The organism is Microbacterium sp. 05T445 (genome assembly GCF_056395865.1).
Genome location: NZ_JBFTKJ010000002.1, coordinates 1,501,756 through 1,519,905, shown reverse-complemented (window position 1 = coordinate 1,519,905; position 18,150 = coordinate 1,501,756). Strand labels below are relative to the sequence as shown.

Genomic DNA, 18,150 nt, shown 5'->3' with positions numbered 1-18,150 from the left:
CGTCGCGACGTCAGTCCGCGACGATCCCCTGGGCGGAGAGCCACTCCCGGATGCTGTCGCTCCACCGCTGCTGGTCGTAGTTCCACAGCTTGGTGTGACGTGCGACCTCGAACACCTGCATCTGCACCAGGTCGGGACGTGCCGCGACGAGGTCGTGCGAGGCGTCCGACGGCACGAATCCGTCGTCGTCGCTGTGCAGGATGAGGATCGGATGCCGCAGCTCCGCCGCCCGCGAGACCACGTCGAGCTGGTCGAGCCGGATGGCCGCCCCGGTCCGCGTCAGGGGCGTCGCCCACTCCGCCTGCAGCGCCTCCATCGCGAGTCCGGTGATCGCGGTGGGGACGCGCTGCTCGCGCGCCTGGTACTGCAGCACGACGCGCCAGTCGACGACGGGCGACTCCAGGATGAGGCCGGCGATGGCGTCGCCGTGGGCGGAGTTGAGCGCGAGCTGCAGCGCGATCGCACCGCCCATCGACCAGCCCATCACGATCACCCGACGTGCTCCCCTTCGGCGCGCGAAACCCACTGCGGCGTCCACGTCGCGCCACTCGGTCGCGCCGAGCGCGTACGTGCCGGTGCGACTGCGCGGAGCCTCGCCGTCGTTGCGGTAGGACACCACGAGCGAGGTGATGCCGAGCGCATGGAAGACCGGTACGGCGCGCAGGCACTCGGCGCGCGTCGTGCCGCGGCCGTGCACCTGGATCACCCACGTGTCGCCGTCGCCCGCGGGGAACAGCCACGCCGGGCACGGGCCGACCGTGGAACCGATCAGCTCCGGGGTGAACGGGAGGTGCAGTTGCCCGGGGTGGTCGTAGTACCAGCCGCTGAACGCGGCCTCCGGCGCCAGTCGCGCGTCCGCGCCGACGTGCGTGAGCAGCTTGCGCTTGACACTCGTGGCGTCCTCGGAGAGCACCGAGCCGAGCTTGACGTAGTCGGATGTCCCGCTCGTGAACAGCCCGTATCGGCCTGGCAGCTCCGTATCGGGCGTCCGCGACAGCGTGATGGTCTGGGCGGCCGTGTCGAGCGCGAGGATCCGCGTGTCGGCCTGCCGCCGCGCCGGGGTGACCACGCGTCGAGCCATCAGTACGGAACCGGCGGCCAACGCGCCGAGCACGCCGGCCAGGGCCACGCTGAGCACAGCCAGCGCGGCCTTCAACCCGGCGACGAGAGCGGGTGAGCTCGATCGGCGGTAGGGGGTGCGAGTTGCGCCGTGCATCGCGGCGCGCCTGGAGGCGACCATCGAGGCCTCACTCTAGTCTGTCCGCGTGGCTGAGCACCGACCTCCGGCGGCACCGCGCTCGTTCGAGCAGGCGACCGCAGCGGTGCGTGCCATCCGGTTCCGCGACGACCTGACCGTGCGCGAGATCGCCGCTCCCGAGGGGATCGCACCGCAGGCTTTCGCGATCGCCGCCGACGTCCGCTCGACGGCGGAGGACGCCGACTCACCGTTCGGCGCCGGACGACTCGTGCTCCTCTACGACCCGGACGAGCCGACACCGTGGAACGGTCCGTGGCGCATCGTCTGCTTCGCGCAGGCGCCGCTCGAGCCCGAGATCGGCGTCGACCCGCTGCTGGCGGACGTCGCCTGGACGTGGCTCACGGATGCGCTCGCCTCCCACGGCGCCGGCTATCACTCGGCATCCGGCACAGCCACGAAGACGCTCTCGAAGGGGTTCGGCTCCCTCGCCGCAGAGGGCGACGGAGCGCAGATCGAACTGCGCGCGTCGTGGTCCCCGGAAGGCGGGATCGCCGCGCACGTGAAAGCATGGGCAGAACTGGTTTGCATGCTGGCGGGTCTCCCGCCCGGCTCGGAAGGGATCACGATGCTCGGTACTCGCAGGTCGTCACGTGGCTGAATACGAGGTGATCGACGCGGTCACCCACGTTGCAGAAGCCGCACGGCGACTGGCAGACGGGCATGGACCTGTGGCCGTCGACGTCGAGCGCGCGTCCGGCTTCCGCTACTCCCAGCGCGCCTACCTCGTGCAGGTCTTCCGTCGCGGAGCGGGGGTGTTCCTCTTCGACCCCCCGCCGATCGGGGACTTCAGCGCGCTCGAGGACGCGATCGGCGGCGAGGAGTGGGTGCTCCACGCGGCCAGCCAGGATCTCCCGTCGTTGCGGGAGCTGGGTCTGGAACCGGCGACGATCTTCGACACGGAGCTCGCCGCCCGTCTGCTCGGCCACGACCGCGTCGGTCTCGGTGCGGTCGTCGAAGACACGCTGGGCATCACGCTGGCCAAAGCCCACTCGGCGTCGGACTGGTCCACGCGACCGCTCCCGCAGTCCTGGCTGGAGTACGCCGCGCTGGACGTGGAGCACCTCGTCGATGTGCGCGACAAGCTCGCGGACGAGCTCGTCGAGCAGGGCAAGACGGACTACGCCGCGCAGGAGTTCCAGGCCGTGCTCGAACGCGAGCCGAAGCCGCCCCGCGAAGAGCCCTGGCGCCGTCTCTCCGGGCTCCACACCGTCCGCGGGCGCAAGAACCTCGCCGTGGCGCGCGAACTGTGGACGGCGCGCGAAGAGTACGCGCGGGCTGAGGATGTCGCTCCCGGCCGGCTCGTGCCCGACCGCGCGCTGGTGGCGGCGATCCTCGCCGACCCGAAGTCCAAGGCCGCGCTGGCTGCGGTGAAGGACTTCACGGGGCGTGCCAGCCGATCCCAGATCGATCGGTGGTGGGCCGCGATCGAGGCCGGGCGGGCCACCACGCAGCTGCCCCTCGAGCGTGCCACCGGCGGTGACACGCTGCCGCCGCCCAGAGCGTGGTCCGACCGCAACCCCGAGGCCGACGCACGCCTCAAGGCGGCGCGCCCGCAGGTGGAGCACCGCGCCGAAGAGCTCCACATGCCGACGGAGAATCTGCTCACCCCGGAGTTGCTGCGGCGCGTCGCCTGGACTCCGCCGACGCCGCTCACGCCGGAATCCGTCGGTGAAGCGCTGGAGGGCCTCGGCGCGCGGCCCTGGCAGATTGAGCAGACTGCACAGGTGATCGCTGATGCCTTTGTGGGTTCCGTGCAAAGGCCCTCGGAGGCGTCGGAAACCGCTTCGTAGGAATCCCCCACCCGATTCCTGCCGTTCCACGGGCCCTCTTAGGCTGGCCTCATCCCTATTTTTGGAGGCAGAGTGGCCGAGATTTCGGACGTCTTCTTCGTCGACGGAATGCGCACCCCTTTCGGGCGCGCCGGCGAGAAAGGCATGTACTGGAACACCCGAGCGGACGACCTCGCCGTCAAGGCGACGATCGGGCTCATGGAGCGCAACCCCGGCGTTCCGAAGGACCGCATCGACGACGTCGCCATCGCGGCGACGAGCCAGACCGGTGACCAGGGACTGACCCTCGGCCGCAGCGTCGCGATCCTCGCGGGACTCCCCCAGACCGTCCCGGGCTTCGCGATCGACCGCATGTGCGCGGGCGCCATGACGAGTGTCACGACGATGGCAGGGTCCATCGGCGTGGGCATGTACGACCTCGCCCTCGCGGGTGGCGTCGAGCACATGGGCCACCATCCGATCGGCGGCAACGCCGACCCGAACCCGCGCTTCGTCGCGGAGCGGATGGTCGACCCGGGCGCGCTCAACATGGGCGTCACCGCGGAGCGCATCTTCGACCGCTTCCCTCACCTGACCAAGGAGCGCTCCGACCGCTTCGGCATGCTGAGCCAGCACAAGGCGCAGGCGGCGTACGACGCCGGCAAGATCCAGCCCGACCTGGTGCCGGTGGCGACCAAGGACGCCGACGGCTCGTGGGGCCTGGCCACCGAGGACGAGGGCCGTCGCCCGCAGACCACGATGGAAGACCTCGCGGCGCTGAAGACCCCGTTCCGCCCACACGGGCGCGTGACGGCCGGCACCTCCTCGCCCCTCACCGACGGCGCGACGATGTCGCTGCTGGCCGGCGGCGGCGCGGTCAAGGAGCTCGGCCTGCAGCCGAAGATGAAGCTCGTCTCGTTCGCCTTCGCGGGCGTGCAGCCCGAGATCATGGGCATCGGCCCGATCCCCTCGACCGAGAAGGCGCTGAAGAAGGCCGGACTCACGATCGACGACATCGGTCTGTTCGAGCTCAACGAGGCCTTCGCGATCCAGGTCATCTCGCTGCTGGACCACTTCGGCATCGCCGACGACGACCCGCGCGTGAACCAGTGGGGCGGCGCGATCGCGCTGGGTCACCCGCTCGCGGCGTCGGGCGTGCGCCTGATGATCCAGCTCGCGGCCCAGTTCGCCGAGCGTCCCGACGTCCGCTACGGCCTCACCGCGATGTGCGTAGGCCTCGGCCAGGGCGGCTCGGTCATCTGGGAGAACCCCTACTTCGACGGCAAGAAGCGGAAGTAATCGAGGAATGACGAACTACGACGACATCGACTTCTCCCCCATCCTCGCCGTCACCGAAGGAGAGGTGATCACGCACTCGCGAGTGCGCGACATCCGCCTCCCCTCCGGCAAGGTGCTGGCACTTGTCACGCTCGACAACGGCCGCGACCACACCCGCCCGAACACGCTCGGCCCCGCGACGATGTTCCAGCTCGGCGAGACGCTCGACGCCCTCAAGGCGCGGGCGACGTCCGGCGAGATCCAGGCTGTCGGCATCACCGGCAAGCAGTACATCCTCGCCGCCGGCGCCGACCTGTCCGACATCAGCAAGGTCGGCTCGAAGGACAACGCGCGCCTGGTGGCCCAGCTCGGCCACAAGGTGTTCGGCAAGCTCGGCGACCTCGGCGTGCCCACGTTCGCCTTCGTCAACGGGCTCGCCCTCGGCGGCGGCCTCGAGATCGCGCTCAACAGCACGTACCGGACCGTGGATGCCTCCGCCGCGGCGATCGCGCTGCCCGAGGTGTTCCTGGGCATCATCCCCGGTTGGGGCGGCGCGTATCTGCTGCCGAACCTGATCGGCATCGAGAACGCTCTCGAGGTCGTGATCTCGAACCCGCTGAAGCAGAACCGCATGCTCAAGCCGCAGCAGGCGTTCGACTACGGCATCGTGGACGCGATCTTCCCGGCCGCGAACTACCTCGAGGACTCGCTGGCCTGGGCCGACGGCGTCCTCGGCGGCAAGATCAAGGTCGACCGCAAGAACGAGCCTGGCAAGATCGAGCGTCTCACCAAGTGGCCGATCGCCATCAAGATGGCCCGCGGCATGCTCGAGTCGAAGATCGGCACCGTGCCCACGTCGCCGTACGCGGCGCTGGACCTGCTCGACAAGGCGAAGAGCGGCACGAAGGCCGAGGGATTCGCACGTGAGGACGAGGCGCTGGCCGAGCTCGTCACGGGCGATCAGTTCGCGGCATCCATGTACGCCTTCGATCTGGTGCAGAAGCGCGCCAAGCGACCGGTCGGCGCCCCCGACAAGGAGCTGGCGAAGAAGGTCACCAAGGTCGGCATCATCGGTGCAGGTCTCATGGCCAGCCAGTTCGCGCTGCTGTTCGTGCGCAAGCTGCAGGTGCCGGTGCTCATCACCGACCTCGACCAGGCACGCGTCGACAAGGGCGTGGCGTACATCCACGACGAGATCGGCAAGCTCGAGGCGAAGGGCCGCCTCGACGGCGACTCGGCCAACAAGCTGCGGGCCCTGGTCACCGGCACGACCGACAAGAGCCTCTATGCGGACTGCGACTTCGTGATCGAGGCCGTCTTCGAAGAGGTCGGCGTCAAGCAGCAGGTGTTCGGCGAGATCGAGCAGATCATCGCCGAGGACGCGATCCTCGCGACCAACACCTCGTCGCTGTCGGTCGAGGAGATCGGTGCGAAGCTGGCCCACCCGGAGCGGCTGGTCGGCTTCCACTTCTTCAACCCGGTGGCGGTCATGCCGCTGATCGAGATCGTGAAGACGCCCCAGACCTCGGATGCCGCTCTGTCGACCGCGTTCGTGGTCGCGAAGAACCTCGGCAAGAACGCGGTGCTCACCGCCGACGCGCCCGGGTTCGTCGTGAACCGCCTGCTCGCCAAGGTCATGGGTGAGGCCGCGCGCGCGGTCTACGAGGGCACGCCGGTCGCCGACGTCGAGAAGGCCTTCGCGCCGCTCGGCCTGCCGATGGGGCCGTTCCAGCTCATCGACCTCGTCGGCTGGAAGGTCGCCGCCCACGTGCAGGACACGATGGTGCACGCCTTCCCCGAGCGGTTCTACGCGAACGAGAACTTCCATGCGCTCGCGGAGCTGCCGGAGGTCGTCGAGAAGGACAAGGGCGGTCGCGTGACCGGCTGGACCAAGGCTGCCGAGAAGCTGCTGAAGCCGGCCGTGGGCTCCACCCCGGCCTCGGCGGCGACGATCCTCGCTCGCGTACAGGACGGCCTCGCGCAGGAGATCAAGCTGATGCTGGACGAAGGCGTGGTGCCCGAGGTCGAAGACATCGATCTGTGCCTCATCCTCGGTGCCGGCTGGCCGTTCATCGACGGCGGCGCCTCGCCGTACCTCGATCGTGAGGGCGCCTCGCAGCGCGTGTTCGGCGACACCTTCCACCACCCGCCGATCCGGGGAATCGCGAGCTGACGCTCACCGATACGCTGACGACCCCGGGCTTGCGCCCGGGGTCGTCAGCGTTGCGGGAGGTCCGTGCCTACGGTGCCACCGGCTGTGCGGCGCGGACGCGCAGGTCGCGTGCGAGGCCGTCGCGCTGCTCGATCACGATCCGGCGCAGCGCGGCGGGGGCATCCTGATTCCCTGCGAGCCACGCATCGACGTCGTCCAGTGAATCGGACGACGGGAACAGTCCGACCACGAGCCGTCGCGCGATCTCGATGCTGCGCGTGGCCCACGTCGGGCGGATCCGGGCGAAGTACTCGTCGTCGAAGGCCTCGACGAGGTCACGCCGATCACCGGCGCGCACCCCGGCGATCGTGGCCGCAAGATGATCGTTGGTCAGGCTCTCGTCATCCCATGCGGCGTACCAGGCCGCCGCACGCACGGTGCCGTCGGGCCGCGCAGCCAGGACGGTCCGGTGCGCGATGTGTCCCTGCGCCGACGGGTCTGCCTCGAGCTCGGCGTCCGCATCGTCTTCCGATGCGTGCCCCGTCGCCGCAAGCGCGACCAGCCACGCCCAGCGCAGCTCGGGGTCGAGGGCGAGTCCGGCGGGAGCCGGGACAGCGCCGGCGAGGATGCCCCGGATGTCGTCCGCGCGGTCGGCGGACCGCTCCGCGGCGGCGCCGAGGGCGCGGGCCCAGGCGAGCTGGGCATCCGAGCCGGGTTCGGCCGCCCAGAGCGCCGCCCAGCAGGTCTCGAGCCACGCATCGGCGAGGGCCGTGCGCGCGCCCGAGGCGGCGTACCGCCCGATCGCGACGTCGGCGTGCGTGAGCGCGTCGGCGACCAGCGCGATGTTCGACTCCTGCGCAGCGTGCCGTGACACGATCTCCAGGAGGCGCGCCACGGGCAGCTCACCGTCCCTGGTGGCATTCCACAGCGAAGCCCAGATCACCGCACGCGCGACCGGGTCATCGACCGACGACAGGTGCGCCGCGGCGGCATCGGTCGACCGCGCATCGAGGCGGACCTTCGCGTAGGTGCGGTCGTCGACGTTGGGGAGCACGAGGTCGATCCCCGCGCCCGTCACGTCGGACAGGAGTGTGCGTGCCTCGACGGCGTCGACTTCGAACACGTCCTGCCGGACGAGCTGCCCGTCGGCGATGGCGAAGAGTCCGCTCGTGAGCCGGTGGGGACGCGGATCGGTCTGCGTCAGCACCAGGGCGTCCGCGCCGTCACGTTCGACGGAAATCTCCGACAGCCCGCTGGTCTGCAGCCAGGCGCGGCTCCAGGCCGTGAGGTCGCGTCCGGATTCCGCCTCGAGCGCGGACAGCAGGTCGGGCAGCGTGGTGTTGCCGAACGCGTGGTCCGCGAAGTAGCGCTGCGCACCGCGGAAGAACGCATCCTCCCCCACGAATGCGACGAGCTGCTTGAGCACCGACGCACCCTTGGCGTACGTGATGCCGTCGAAGTTCAGCTTGGCCGCCTCGAGGTCGGGGATGTCGGCGACGATCGGATGCGTCGTCGGCAGCTGGTCCTGCGCGTACGCCCAGCCCTTGCGCCGGCTGGCGAAGGTCACCCACGCATCCGGGAATCCCCCGGCGACGACGGCGGCATGCGCACCCATGAAGTCGGCGAACGACTCCTTCAGCCACAGGTCGTCCCACCATCGCATCGTGACCAGGTCGCCGAACCACATGTGCGCCATCTCGTGCAGGATCGTGTTCGCGCGGCCCTCGTGCTGCACCGCCGTCGACGCGCCGCGGAAGATGTAGCCCTCGGTGAAGGTCACGAGGCCGGGATTCTCCATGGCGCCGAGGTTGTACTCGGGGAGGAAGATCTGGTCGTACTTGCCCCACGGGTAGGCGTACGCGAACGCCTGCTCGAAGAACTCGAGCCCGCGCCGCGTGATGTCCAGGATCTCGTCGGCGTCGAGGTGAGGTGCGAGCGAGGCCCGGCAGAGCACGCCGAGCGGCACCGTGCGCTCGGCGCTGCGCCACTCGCCGTCGACGCGGTGGTAGGGCCCCGCCGCGACCGCGGTGATGTAGCTCGACAGCGGCAGCGTCTCGGCGAACTCGACGCGCACTCCGCCGGGGACGACCTCGCGTGCGGTCTCCGCACCGTTGGACAGGATCTCCCAGCCCGCGGGGGCGCTCACCGTGAACCGCCACCGCGCCTTCAGATCGGGCTGCTCGAAGACCGGGTACACGCGCCGGGAGTCGGCAGGCTCGTACTGCGTGTACAGGTACACCTCGCCGTCGACGGGGTCGCGGAAGCGATGAAGCCCCTCGCCCGAGTTGCTGAATCGACCGCGGGCCCGCACGATCACGACGTTGTGCGCCGCGAGCCCGTCGATGCGGAGGCGGGCGCCGTCCCAGTCGACGTCGCGCGCCGCGCCGTTGACCGTCACGCTGTCGACGGCCTCCCCGAGGAAGTCGAGCCAGGTCGCCGCCGCCGTCGCCGCGAACGTCAGTGTGGCCGTCGTCGGGAAGGTCTGCGTCGCGAGGTCGCGTGCGTCGCGCAGGTCGAGGTCGATCTCGACGGTGTCGAGGCGGATCGTGCTCGATCGGGCCGCCGTCTCGTCACGGGTGAGGTTCGCGGAAGTCATGTCACCATGCTTTCACGCGCGCTCCCGTGCTAGCGTCTGAACATGTTCAGTTCGGATGCCGCGGAGCACACTCCCCTCCTCACCAAGAGCGAGCGCACGCGCGCGCAGCTGCGCGACATCGCGTTGCGGTCCTTTCGTGAACGAGGATACGACGCCACCACCATCCGGCTCATCGCACAGGAGGCCGGCGTCTCGGTGGGGACGACGCACTACCACTTCGCGTCGAAGAACCACCTGGTCCAGGAGCTCTATCTCGATGTGCAGGAGAAGCACCGGGACGCCGCGGAGCCGGAGCTGGCGGCATCCACCGATCTCGTCGATCGACTGGCGATCGTGTACCGCACGGGGCTCGACCAGCTGACGCCGTACCACCCGTTCGCACCCGAGTTCCTCTCCGCGGCGGTGTCGCCTCGGTCTCCGATCAATCCGCTCTCGGAGGAGTCCGCCCCCGCGCTGCGCATCGTGGAGGGGCTGTTCCGCGAGGCCGTCGACGGCGCATCCGGGCCGGGGCTGCCGGACGAGTTCCGCAAGAGCCTGCCCGACGCGCTCGTGCTCGGCCACCTGCTGCTCGCGCTCTTCTGGGTCTACGACCGCTCACCCGGACAGCGGCGCACCCGTACCCTGCTCGACCGCGGCCTCAAGCTGTTGCGGCTGGCGCTGCCGCTCACCCGGATGCCGTTGCTGCGAAAGCCGCTGCGGGAGTTGCTCGACCTCATCGCAGAAGTCAAGGCGTGAGCGCCGGCGAACCGTCTCCGCGGACGGAGGCCGAGCCGCTGGCGTTCACATCGGACGAGTTCGTGCGCGGCGCCGTGGCGGCGTGGCTGGCTTTCAACCTGCTGTTCGACCTCCTGTACGCGGCGACGACGATCGTCACGTCCGACCCTCGCTCGGGGCCGCTGACGGCCACCCTGGGTATGCTCCTGATCTACGTCGTGCCGATCGCCCTCCTGGTCTCCGGCGTGGTGACGCTGCTGCTCTGCGGCGCCGCGTGGTGGCTCGGGCGGTCGCTGCGTCGTCGCCGCCGGATCGCCGTGCACGTCATCGCATTCGCGATGCTCGGGGCGGCGATCGGACTGCTCGTGGTGGGGACGTTCGAGCTCGTGACCGCGCGTTCCCTCGAACTGGGCAACTGGCTCGCGGTCATCACGATCGCCGGTTCGACGGCGGCGCTTCCGCTCGGTTGGGCATGGACGGTGCGCCGCTCCCGGCGTGCGGAAGCGGCGACGGTTCCGGCCCGTCGACGCGATGTGGACGAGGCCGTCGAAGACGCCCTCTGATCGTGATCGACGACGTCGCGCGCTAGTCCTCGCGGCTGCGGGCGAGATTCGGGATGACCGGGATCTCGGTGGTCTGCGCCCCTCGCGCCACCGGGATTCGGGTGCCCAGCACCTGCGCCACGACGTCGTGGGCGATCTTCGACGCCGTGAGACCGGCATCCTCCAGGATCTGCTCGCGAGAGGCGTGGTCGATGAACTCGTCCGGCACGCCCAGCTCGTCCACCGCGGTGTCGACGCCGGCCTCGCGCAGCACCTGGCGCACCCGGGTGCCGATGCCGCCCACGCGGATGCCGTCCTCGATGGTGATGACCAGTCGATGGGATGCCGCGAGCTCGACGATCGACGGCTGCACCGGAACGACCCACCGGGGGTCGACCACGGTGGCGCCGATCCCCTGCGCGCGCAGGCGCTCGGCCACGTCCATGGCGATGTGCGCCATCGGGCCGATGCCCACCAGCAGCACGTCGGGGGTGTCGGAGCGCGAGAGCACGTCGACGCCGTCCGTGAGCCGCTCGATCGCGGGAAGGTCCGCGCTCACGCTGCCCTTCGGGAAGCGCACCACGGTGGGTGCGTCGTCCACGGCGACGGCCTCGCGCAGCACCTCGCGCAGGCGCGCCTCGTCACGCGGCACCGCGATCCGGATGTGCGGCACGATCTGCAGCATCGCGAGGTCCCAGATGCCGTGGTGGCTGGGCCCGTCGGGACCGGTGACACCGGCCCGGTCGAGCACGAACGTCACGCCGGCCTTGTGGAGCGCGACATCCATCAGCACCTGGTCGAACGCGCGGTTCATGAAGGTCGCGTAGATCGCGACGACAGGATGCAGCCCGCCGAACGCCAGGCCGGCCGCCGACGCCACCGCGTGCTGCTCGGCGATGCCGACGTCGTACACGCGATCGGGGAACCGCTGTGCGAACGGGAGCAGGCCGGTAGGACGCAGCATGGCGGCGGTCATGGCGATGACGTCGTCGCGGTCCTCCCCCACGGTCACGAGCTCGTCGGCGAAGACGTCGGTCCAGGCGGGACCGGACGCGCTGCCGAGCGCCTCACCGGTGACGGGGTCGATCTTGCCGACCGCGTGGAACTGATCGGCCTCGTCCTCGACGGCGGGAGCGTAGCCCCGCCCCTTCTCGGTGATGGCGTGCACGATCACCGGTGCGCCGTACGACTTCGCGAGCTCGAGCGTCTCGAGCAGGGCCGGCAGGTCGTGCCCGTCGACCGGGCCGAGATACTTGATGTCGAGGTTCGAGTACAGCGCCGCGTTGTTCGTGAACCGCGACAGGAAGCCGTGCGTGCCGCCGCGGACCCCGCGGTACACCGCTCGCCCGGCGGGGCCGAACTTGCGGAACAGCGTATCGGAGCCACGGTGCAGAGTGCGATACGAGTCCGCGGTACGCACGCGGTTGAGGTACCGCGCCATACCGCCGATGGTCGGCGCGTACGAGCGGCCGTTGTCGTTCACGACGATGATGAGGTTGCGGTCGTTGTCGTCGGAGATGTTGTTGAGCGCCTCCCACGTCATGCCGCCGGTGAGCGCGCCGTCGCCGACGACGGCGATGACGTGGCGATCCTTGCGGCCGGTGCGGGTGAGGGCGCGCGAGACCCCGTCCGCCCAGCTCAGCGAGCTGGAGGCGTGGGACGACTCGACGACGTCGTGCGGGCTCTCGGAGCGCTGCGGGTAGCCGGCGAGCCCGCCGCGCGCGCGGAGCCTCGAGAAGTCCTGGCGACCGGTGAGCAGCTTGTGCACGTAGGACTGGTGCCCGGTGTCGAACACCATCGGGTCGTTCGGAGAGTCGAATACGCGGTGCAGCGCGATGGTGAGCTCCACGACGCCCAGGTTCGGGCCGAGGTGACCCCCCGTGCGTGCGACGTTCTCGACGAGGAAGCCGCGGATCTCCTCCGCGAGCTGCTCGAGCTGATCGATGGTCAGCGCGTCGAGGTCGCGGGGTCCGGTGATGGACGACAGCAGCGACATCCCCGCTCCTTTCCGGCCCCGGGAGGGCCTTGTCAGTCTACCCGCGGCATGACGAGGGACCGGATGCCGAGGCATCCGGTCCCCCGTGAATCAGCTGTCAGACCAGCGAACGCAGCACGTACTGCAGGATGCCGCCGTTGCGGTAGTAGTCGGCCTCACCGGGCGTGTCGATGCGGACGACCGCGTCGAACGTCACGGTCTGCTTCCCCTCGGGCGAGAACTCGCTCGGCTCCGCGGTGACCTTGACGGTCTTCGGGGTGACGCCCTCGTTGAGCTGCTCGAGGCCCGAGATCGAGACGATCTCGGTGCCGTCCAGGCCCAGCGACTTCCAGCTCTCGCCGGCGGGGAACTGCAGCGGCACGACGCCCATGCCGATGAGGTTCGAGCGGTGGATGCGCTCGAAGCTCTCGGTGATGACGGCCTTCACGCCCAGCAGGCTCGTGCCCTTGGCCGCCCAGTCGCGCGACGAGCCCGAGCCGTACTCCTTGCCGCCGAAGACGACGAGCGGCGTGCCCTGCGCCTGGTAGTTCTGGCTCGCGTCGTAGATGTACGACTGCGGGCCGCCCTCCTGCGTGAAGTCGCGCGTGAAGCCGCCCTCGACGATCTGGCCGTCGTTGACCGCGGCGACCAGCTCGTTCTTCAGGCGGATGTTCGCGAAGGTGCCGCGGATCATGACCTCGTGGTTGCCACGGCGCGAGCCGTAGGAGTTGAAGTCCTTCTGCGCGACGCCGTGCTCGGTGAGGTACTGAGCGGCGGGCGTGCCGGCCTTGATGTTGCCGGCGGGCGAGATGTGGTCGGTGGTGACCGAGTCGCCGAGGGTCGCCATGACGCGGGCGCCGGAGATGTCGGCGACCGGGGTCAGCTCCATCGACATTCCGTCGAAGTAGGGAGCCTTGCGCACGTAGGTCGAGTCGGCGTCCCACTCGAAGACGGGGCCCTCGGGCGTCGGCAGGTTCTTCCAGCGCTCGTCGCCGTCGAACACGGTGGCGTACTGCTTGATGAACTGCTCGCGCGAGATCGACGTGTCGATGATCTGCTGGACCTCTTCCGGCGAGGGCCAGATGTCCTTGAGGAACACGTCGTTGCCGTCGAGGTCCTTGCCGAGCGCGTCGGTCTCGAAGTCGAAGTTCATCGACCCGGCCAGTGCGTACGCGACCACCAGGGGCGGCGAGGCGAGGTAGTTCATCTTCACGTCGGGGCTGATGCGGCCCTCGAAGTTGCGGTTGCCCGAGAGCACGGCGGTGACGGCGAGGTCGTTCTCGTTGATCGCCGCGGAGACCTCTTCGATGAGCGGACCCGAGTTGCCGATGCAGATCGTGCAGCCGTAGCCGACGGTGAAGAAGTCGAGACCCTCGAGCGCCTTGTCCAGGCCCGACTTCTCGTAGTAGTCGGTGACGACCTTCGAGCCGGGGCCGAGCGTCGTCTTGACCCACGGCTTGCGCTTGAGGCCCTTGTCGACCGCCTTCTTGGCGAGCAGGCCCGCGGCGATCATGACCGACGGGTTGGACGTGTTGGTGCACGACGTGATGGCGGCGAGGGTCACGGCGCCGTTGTCGAGGATGTAGGCCTCGCCATCGGGCGTGGTGACCTTGATCGGCTTGGAGGCCGTCGCGGGGGCGCCGCTGTTGATGTGCACCGGACGCGTGGTGGGCGTCTCCTCGCCGGGGACGCTGCCCGGGTCGGATGCCGGGAACGAGTGCTTGCTGTCGAGGTCGACGATGTCGTCGGTCGTCGACGCCGTGGCGTAGTTGACGATGTCCTTCTCGAACTGCGCCTTCGCCTCCGACAGCAGGATGCGGTCCTGCGGGCGCTTCGGGCCGGCGATCGAGGGGACGACCGTCGAGAGGTCGAGCTCCATGTACTCGCTGAAGTTCGGCTCGTTCGCAGCGTCGTGCCAGAGCGACTGCTCCTTGGCGTACGCCTCGACGAGCGCCACGGCGTCCTCGTCGCGACCGGTCAGGCGCAGGTAGTCCAGCGTCACGTCGTCGATCGGGAAGATCGCCGCGGTCGAGCCGAACTCGGGGCTCATGTTGCCGATCGTGGCGCGGTTGGCCAGCGGCACCGAGGCGACGCCCTCGCCGTAGAACTCCACGAACTTGCCGACCACGCCGTGCTTGCGCAGCATGTCGGTGATCGTGAGCACGACGTCGGTCGCGGTCACGGCGGCGGGGATCTCGCCGGTGAGCTTGAAGCCGACCACGCGCGGGATCAGCATCGACACGGGCTGGCCGAGCATCGCCGCCTCGGCCTCGATGCCGCCCACGCCCCAGCCCAGCACGCCCAGTCCGTTGACCATCGTGGTGTGCGAGTCGGTGCCGACGCAGGTGTCGGGGTAGGCACGCAGGACGCCGCCGACCTCGCGGTCGTAGATGACCTTGGCCAGGTGCTCGATGTTGACCTGGTGCACGATGCCGGTGCCCGGGGGCACGACCTTGAAGTCGTTGAACGCCGTCTGGCCCCAGCGCAGGAACTGGTAACGCTCGCCGTTGCGCTCGTACTCGATCTCGACGTTGCGCTCGAGGGCGTCCTCGCGGCCGAACAGGTCTGCGATGACCGAGTGGTCGATGACCATCTCGGCGGGCGAGAGCGGGTTGATCTTGTTGGGGTCTCCGCCGAGCGCGGTGACCGCCTCGCGCATCGTCGCGAGGTCGACGATGCAGGGCACGCCGGTGAAGTCCTGCATGACCACGCGCGCGGGCGTGAACTGGATCTCGGTGTCGGGCTCGGCCGCCGGGTTCCACGAACCGAGGGCCTGGATCTGCTCCTTCGTGACGTTCGCGCCGTCCTCGGTGCGGAGCAGGTTCTCGAGCAGCACCTTGAGGCTGAACGGGAGCTTCTCGTAGCCCGCGACCGTGTCGACGCGGAAGATCTCGTAGTCGGTGCTGCCGACCGTCAGGGTGCTCTTCGCACCGAAGCTGTCAACCGTGGACACGTCTGTCTCCTTCGTCGGCGGCGGGATCGTGCCGGAGTCCGGCATCCCCATCTTCCCCCGCCCGCGAGCGCTCGGCTAGTGAGGGCGACCTCACCCGATCGGGGGAAAACTATCTTGATGTCGAGATAAATGTATCACTCGACAGCGGTATCCGCGTGCGACTCGCGGCGCGGGTACAGCGCGCGGACCGCGAGCCATGTCACCGCGACGAGGGGCGCGAACAGCGGAAGCCCCATTACGAGCTTCAGGGTGCCGAGGGCGGTCACGTCACCCGAGAAGTACAGCGGCAGCTGCACGATCAGCCGGGCGGCGAACAGCCCGGCCCACGCGATCGACAGCCAGAAGAACACGCGGCGCTTGCGCTTGTCGGCGCGCCAGGCGGTGCCCTCCTGCATCAGGAACCCGACGGCCAGGCCGATCAGCGGCCAGCCGACCAGTGCCGACACCAGGAAGGCGGTGCCGTACAGGCCGTTCGTGAAGAAGCCCCAGACGAAGTTGTCCTCGGCGCGGCCGGTCAGCAGCGCCAGGACCGCGGCGGCGACCGTGGCGATGAGGCCGCCCAGCGCGGCGCTGACGGGCTGTTTCTGCACGATCCGCACGAGCGTGAAGATCGCGGCGAGTCCCACCGACACCGCCAGCGAGACGACGAGGTCCTTCGTCACGGTGAACAGCACGACGAACGCGAGGCTGGGAAGGACCGACTCGAGGATGCCGCGCCAGCCGCCCATGGCGGACCACACGACGTGCCCCGTCGTCTTGCCCTCGGCGGGGTCCAGCCCGGCTCGGCGGGCCGCGTTCCCGAGCGCCGCGCCGAGGACCTCGGAAGCGGATGCCGGGGGCGCGGCGTCCGCGCCGGCAGCGGCATCCGCGCCGGGGGTGTTCTCGTCCGGTTCGGCGGCGCCGCCCGGCGCTGTCTCCTCGTCGGGCACGGCCGTCTCGCTCACGCGGTGCCCGGCGTGGCCGGCATGCGGAGCGGGATCAGGTCGCGCGGCGGCATCGGCGAGCCTCCCCGCACGACGACGATCGAGCGGAACAGGTCCTCCACGGCGGCAGCGGCCTCGACGTCGGCTGTCGCCGCGCCGCCGATGACGCCACGCAGGAACCACCGCGGACCGTCGACGCCCACGAAGCGCGCCAGCCGCTTGCCGGCCGTGCCGTCGGGCCCGGCGATGACGGGCACCTCGGCGAGGAGCTCCGGGCCGAGCGGTCCCTCGCGCTCCTCGACGCGCCCGCCCTGCTGGCGGATCTGCTGGCGGATCTGCTCGCGCGTCTCGTCCCACAGCCCGGCCGTTCGCGGCGCCGCGAACGGCTGCACCTGCAGGGTCGAGTCGGCGTAGTCCAGCCCCACCGCGACGATGCGCTTGGTCTGCTCCTCGACCTCGAGACGCAGGTTCAGTCCCTCGCGGGGAAGGATCTTGATGCCGCCCAGGTCGATGTAGGGCCGCACGGGGTTCGCCTCGGACTCGTCGAACGGGCCGACCTCAGCCCTGTCGTCGGGCGCGGCCTTGCGCGGAACGTCGGCGGATGAGGGGTCGGTCATGCCAGGACTCCGTCCTTCTGGTAGCCCGTGGAGCCGAAGCCGCCCTCGCCGCGCACGCTGTCGGGGAGGGTCTCCACGGGGATGAATGTCGCGCGTGGCACGGGCATCACGATGAGCTGGGCGATGCGATCGCCCACCGCGATCTCGTGCGCGTGCTCGCGGTCGGTGTTGAGCAGGATCACCTTGATCTCGCCGCGGTAGCCGGCGTCGATCGTGCCGGGAGCGTTGACGATCGTGATGCCGTGCTTGGCGGCCAGGCCGCTGCGGGGAACCACGAAGGCGACGTAGCCGTCCGGAAGAGCGATGCGGACACCGGTGCCGACGAGCGCACGGTCCCCAGGGCCGAGGCGTACCGCCTCCGCGGCGACGAGGTCGGCTCCGGCGTCGCCCGGGTGCGCGTACACCGGGACGTCGGGGGCGATAATGGGGACGTCCACCGTTTCAGTCACCCAACGAGGGTAATGCAGAACTCCATGCGCAATGCCGGGTCCGCCACACGCACTCGCAGCGACTACCGCGAACGCCTCGGCCCGTCGCTGTGGATCCTGGTCGCGGCGGCCCTCGCGGCGCCGATGGCGGCCCTCGTCTTCACCCCGATCGACACCACGCTCGCCCTCGTGGTGGGCGCCTGCGTCGGAGTGGCGCTGATCGCATTGCTGATCGCCGCGGCCCCCGTGGTCGAGGTGCGCGACGGCGAGCTGCGCGCAGGTCGTGCCCACATCGGCGTCGAGTTCCTCGGCGATCCCGAGGTGCATGTCGGAGAGGACGCGCGCCACGCGCGGGGAGCCGGTCTCGACGCGCGCTCGTGGCACCTCATCCGGGGCGGGATCGACGGAGTCGTCGTGATCCCGGTCACAGACGTGGACGATCCGACGAGCGCGTGGGTCATCTCCTCGCGAACGCCGGATCGTCTGTCCGCCGCTGTGCGGCGGGCTCAGCTCACGCCGAGCACTCCGAGCAGATAGGCCCGGCCGCAGTCTCGTGGTCGAGCTGCGAACGGTGCTTCACGAGGAAGCAGTTCATACAGGTGAACTCATCCTCCTGAGGCGGGAGAACGACGACGTCGAGCTCGAGGTCCGAAAGGTCGGCTCCGGGCAGCTCGAAGCCCGACGGGTTGTCGGCGTCCTCCACATCGACCGACCCCGACAGCTTGTCCGGGACACGCTCCTTGAGCGCTTCGATGGACTCGCTGTCATCCTCGGTCTTGCGGGGGGCGTCGTAATCGGTGGCCATGCGTGAAGATCTCAACTTCCGGGTATCGCGGGTTGCGCTCGCCCTTGCGGGCGGCGATAGTTTGCACGACCATTCGCCTTTTCGCAAATGCGATCCGGCGGCGTCCGGTCCTTGCGTTCGCGTGAAACTCGCGGCACGCG

15 protein-coding genes are annotated in these 18,150 nt (G+C 69.8%); 7 read left to right on the top strand and 8 right to left on the bottom strand.

Going from position 1 to position 18,150, the window contains the following annotated elements; translation table 11 throughout:
* Positions 1-10 precede the first annotated feature (10 nt).
* On the bottom strand, positions 11-1,240 hold the full coding sequence (locus AC1DDU_RS16685; RefSeq protein WP_477436038.1) for an alpha/beta hydrolase family protein: 1,230 nt from the start codon (positions 1,238-1,240) through the stop codon (positions 11-13).
* A gap of 25 nt (positions 1,241-1,265) precedes the next feature.
* Between AC1DDU_RS16685 and AC1DDU_RS16680 the strand changes: the two genes are divergently transcribed.
* From AC1DDU_RS16680 to AC1DDU_RS16665, 4 genes are all read left to right on the top strand, one after another.
* Positions 1,266-1,856: a DUF3000 domain-containing protein gene (locus tag AC1DDU_RS16680; protein ID WP_477436036.1), complete on the top strand. Its 591-nt coding sequence runs from the start codon at positions 1,266-1,268 to the stop codon at positions 1,854-1,856.
* On the top strand, positions 1,849-3,048 hold the full coding sequence (locus tag AC1DDU_RS16675; protein WP_477436034.1) for a ribonuclease D: 1,200 nt from the start codon (positions 1,849-1,851) through the stop codon (positions 3,046-3,048). Before AC1DDU_RS16680 ends, AC1DDU_RS16675 begins: the two co-directional genes overlap by 8 nt.
* Before the next feature lie 72 nt (positions 3,049-3,120).
* Positions 3,121-4,326, top strand: coding sequence for a thiolase family protein (locus AC1DDU_RS16670; protein ID WP_477436032.1), 1,206 nt, complete (start codon positions 3,121-3,123; stop codon positions 4,324-4,326).
* A 7-nt stretch (positions 4,327-4,333) separates the two neighbouring features.
* A complete protein-coding gene (locus tag AC1DDU_RS16665) occupies positions 4,334-6,478 on the top strand; it encodes a 3-hydroxyacyl-CoA dehydrogenase NAD-binding domain-containing protein (protein ID WP_477436030.1) in 2,145 nt (714 codons plus the stop codon).
* A 67-nt stretch (positions 6,479-6,545) separates the two neighbouring features.
* On the opposite strand, the gene pepN is transcribed toward AC1DDU_RS16665, so the two are convergent.
* Entirely contained in the window at positions 6,546-9,053 is a 2,508-nt protein-coding gene (pepN, locus tag AC1DDU_RS16660; RefSeq protein WP_477436028.1) for an aminopeptidase N, read from the bottom strand.
* A 42-nt stretch (positions 9,054-9,095) separates the two neighbouring features.
* Here pepN and AC1DDU_RS16655 point away from each other — a divergent pair, with 42 nt between their 5' ends.
* Both AC1DDU_RS16655 and AC1DDU_RS16650 read left to right on the top strand, forming a co-directional pair.
* On the top strand, positions 9,096-9,788 hold the full coding sequence (locus AC1DDU_RS16655; RefSeq protein ID WP_477436026.1) for a TetR/AcrR family transcriptional regulator: 693 nt from the start codon (positions 9,096-9,098) through the stop codon (positions 9,786-9,788).
* Positions 9,785-10,330, top strand: a complete 546-nt coding sequence (locus AC1DDU_RS16650) for a hypothetical protein (protein ID WP_477436024.1) — start codon at positions 9,785-9,787, stop codon at positions 10,328-10,330. Before AC1DDU_RS16655 ends, AC1DDU_RS16650 begins: the two co-directional genes overlap by 4 nt.
* A gap of 22 nt (positions 10,331-10,352) precedes the next feature.
* Here the strand turns inward: AC1DDU_RS16650 and dxs are convergent, their stop codons facing one another.
* The 5 genes from dxs to dut form a co-directional block, all read right to left on the bottom strand.
* Positions 10,353-12,305: a 1-deoxy-D-xylulose-5-phosphate synthase gene (gene dxs / locus AC1DDU_RS16645; RefSeq protein ID WP_477436022.1), complete on the bottom strand. Its 1,953-nt coding sequence runs from the start codon at positions 12,303-12,305 to the stop codon at positions 10,353-10,355.
* Between the two features lie 97 nt (positions 12,306-12,402).
* A complete protein-coding gene (locus AC1DDU_RS16640; protein ID WP_477436020.1) occupies positions 12,403-15,237 on the bottom strand; it encodes an aconitate hydratase in 2,835 nt (944 codons plus the stop codon).
* 134 nt (positions 15,238-15,371) lie between these two features.
* The gene (locus AC1DDU_RS16635) at positions 15,372-16,181 is read right to left on the bottom strand and encodes a DUF3159 domain-containing protein (protein WP_477436018.1); all 810 of its coding nucleotides are present in this window, start codon (positions 16,179-16,181) and stop codon (positions 15,372-15,374) included.
* Positions 16,178-16,777 (bottom strand): DUF3710 domain-containing protein, encoded by a 600-nt coding sequence (locus AC1DDU_RS16630; RefSeq protein ID WP_477436017.1) that lies wholly within the window; start codon positions 16,775-16,777, stop codon positions 16,178-16,180. Before AC1DDU_RS16630 ends, AC1DDU_RS16635 begins: the two co-directional genes overlap by 4 nt.
* The gene (gene dut / locus AC1DDU_RS16625; protein WP_477436015.1) at positions 16,774-17,226 is read right to left on the bottom strand and encodes a dUTP diphosphatase; all 453 of its coding nucleotides are present in this window, start codon (positions 17,224-17,226) and stop codon (positions 16,774-16,776) included. The genes AC1DDU_RS16630 and dut overlap by 4 nt, the downstream gene beginning before the upstream one ends.
* Positions 17,227-17,238: 12 nt before the next feature.
* Here dut and AC1DDU_RS16620 point away from each other — a divergent pair, with 12 nt between their 5' ends.
* Complete coding sequence (locus tag AC1DDU_RS16620) at positions 17,239-17,742, top strand: DUF3093 domain-containing protein (RefSeq protein ID WP_477436013.1); 504 nt, start codon at positions 17,239-17,241, stop codon at positions 17,740-17,742.
* Here AC1DDU_RS16620 and AC1DDU_RS16615 read toward each other — a convergent pair.
* Positions 17,717-18,010, bottom strand: coding sequence for a DUF4193 domain-containing protein (locus AC1DDU_RS16615; protein ID WP_477436012.1), 294 nt, complete (start codon positions 18,008-18,010; stop codon positions 17,717-17,719). The two genes, AC1DDU_RS16620 and AC1DDU_RS16615, sit on opposite strands and share 26 nt — an antisense overlap.
* Positions 18,011-18,150: the final 140 nt, after the last annotated feature.

Excerpts from the sequence above, each read along its gene's own strand:
- AC1DDU_RS16630 (WP_477436017.1), bottom strand. The coding sequence starts at position 16,777 with ATGACCGACCCCTCATCCGCCGACGTTCCGCGCAAGGCCGCGCCCGAC.
- AC1DDU_RS16615 (WP_477436012.1), bottom strand. The coding sequence starts at position 18,010 with ATGGCCACCGATTACGACGCCCCCCGCAAGACCGAGGATGACAGCGAG.
- AC1DDU_RS16685 (WP_477436038.1), bottom strand. The coding sequence starts at position 1,240 with ATGGTCGCCTCCAGGCGCGCCGCGATGCACGGCGCAACTCGCACCCCC.
- dxs (WP_477436022.1), bottom strand. The coding sequence starts at position 12,305 with ATGTCGCTGCTGTCGTCCATCACCGGACCCCGCGACCTCGACGCGCTG.
- AC1DDU_RS16620 (WP_477436013.1), top strand. The coding sequence starts at position 17,239 with ATGCAGAACTCCATGCGCAATGCCGGGTCCGCCACACGCACTCGCAGC.
- AC1DDU_RS16655 (WP_477436026.1), top strand. The coding sequence starts at position 9,096 with ATGTTCAGTTCGGATGCCGCGGAGCACACTCCCCTCCTCACCAAGAGC.
- pepN (WP_477436028.1), bottom strand. The coding sequence starts at position 9,053 with ATGACTTCCGCGAACCTCACCCGTGACGAGACGGCGGCCCGATCGAGC.
- AC1DDU_RS16665 (WP_477436030.1), top strand. The coding sequence starts at position 4,334 with ATGACGAACTACGACGACATCGACTTCTCCCCCATCCTCGCCGTCACC.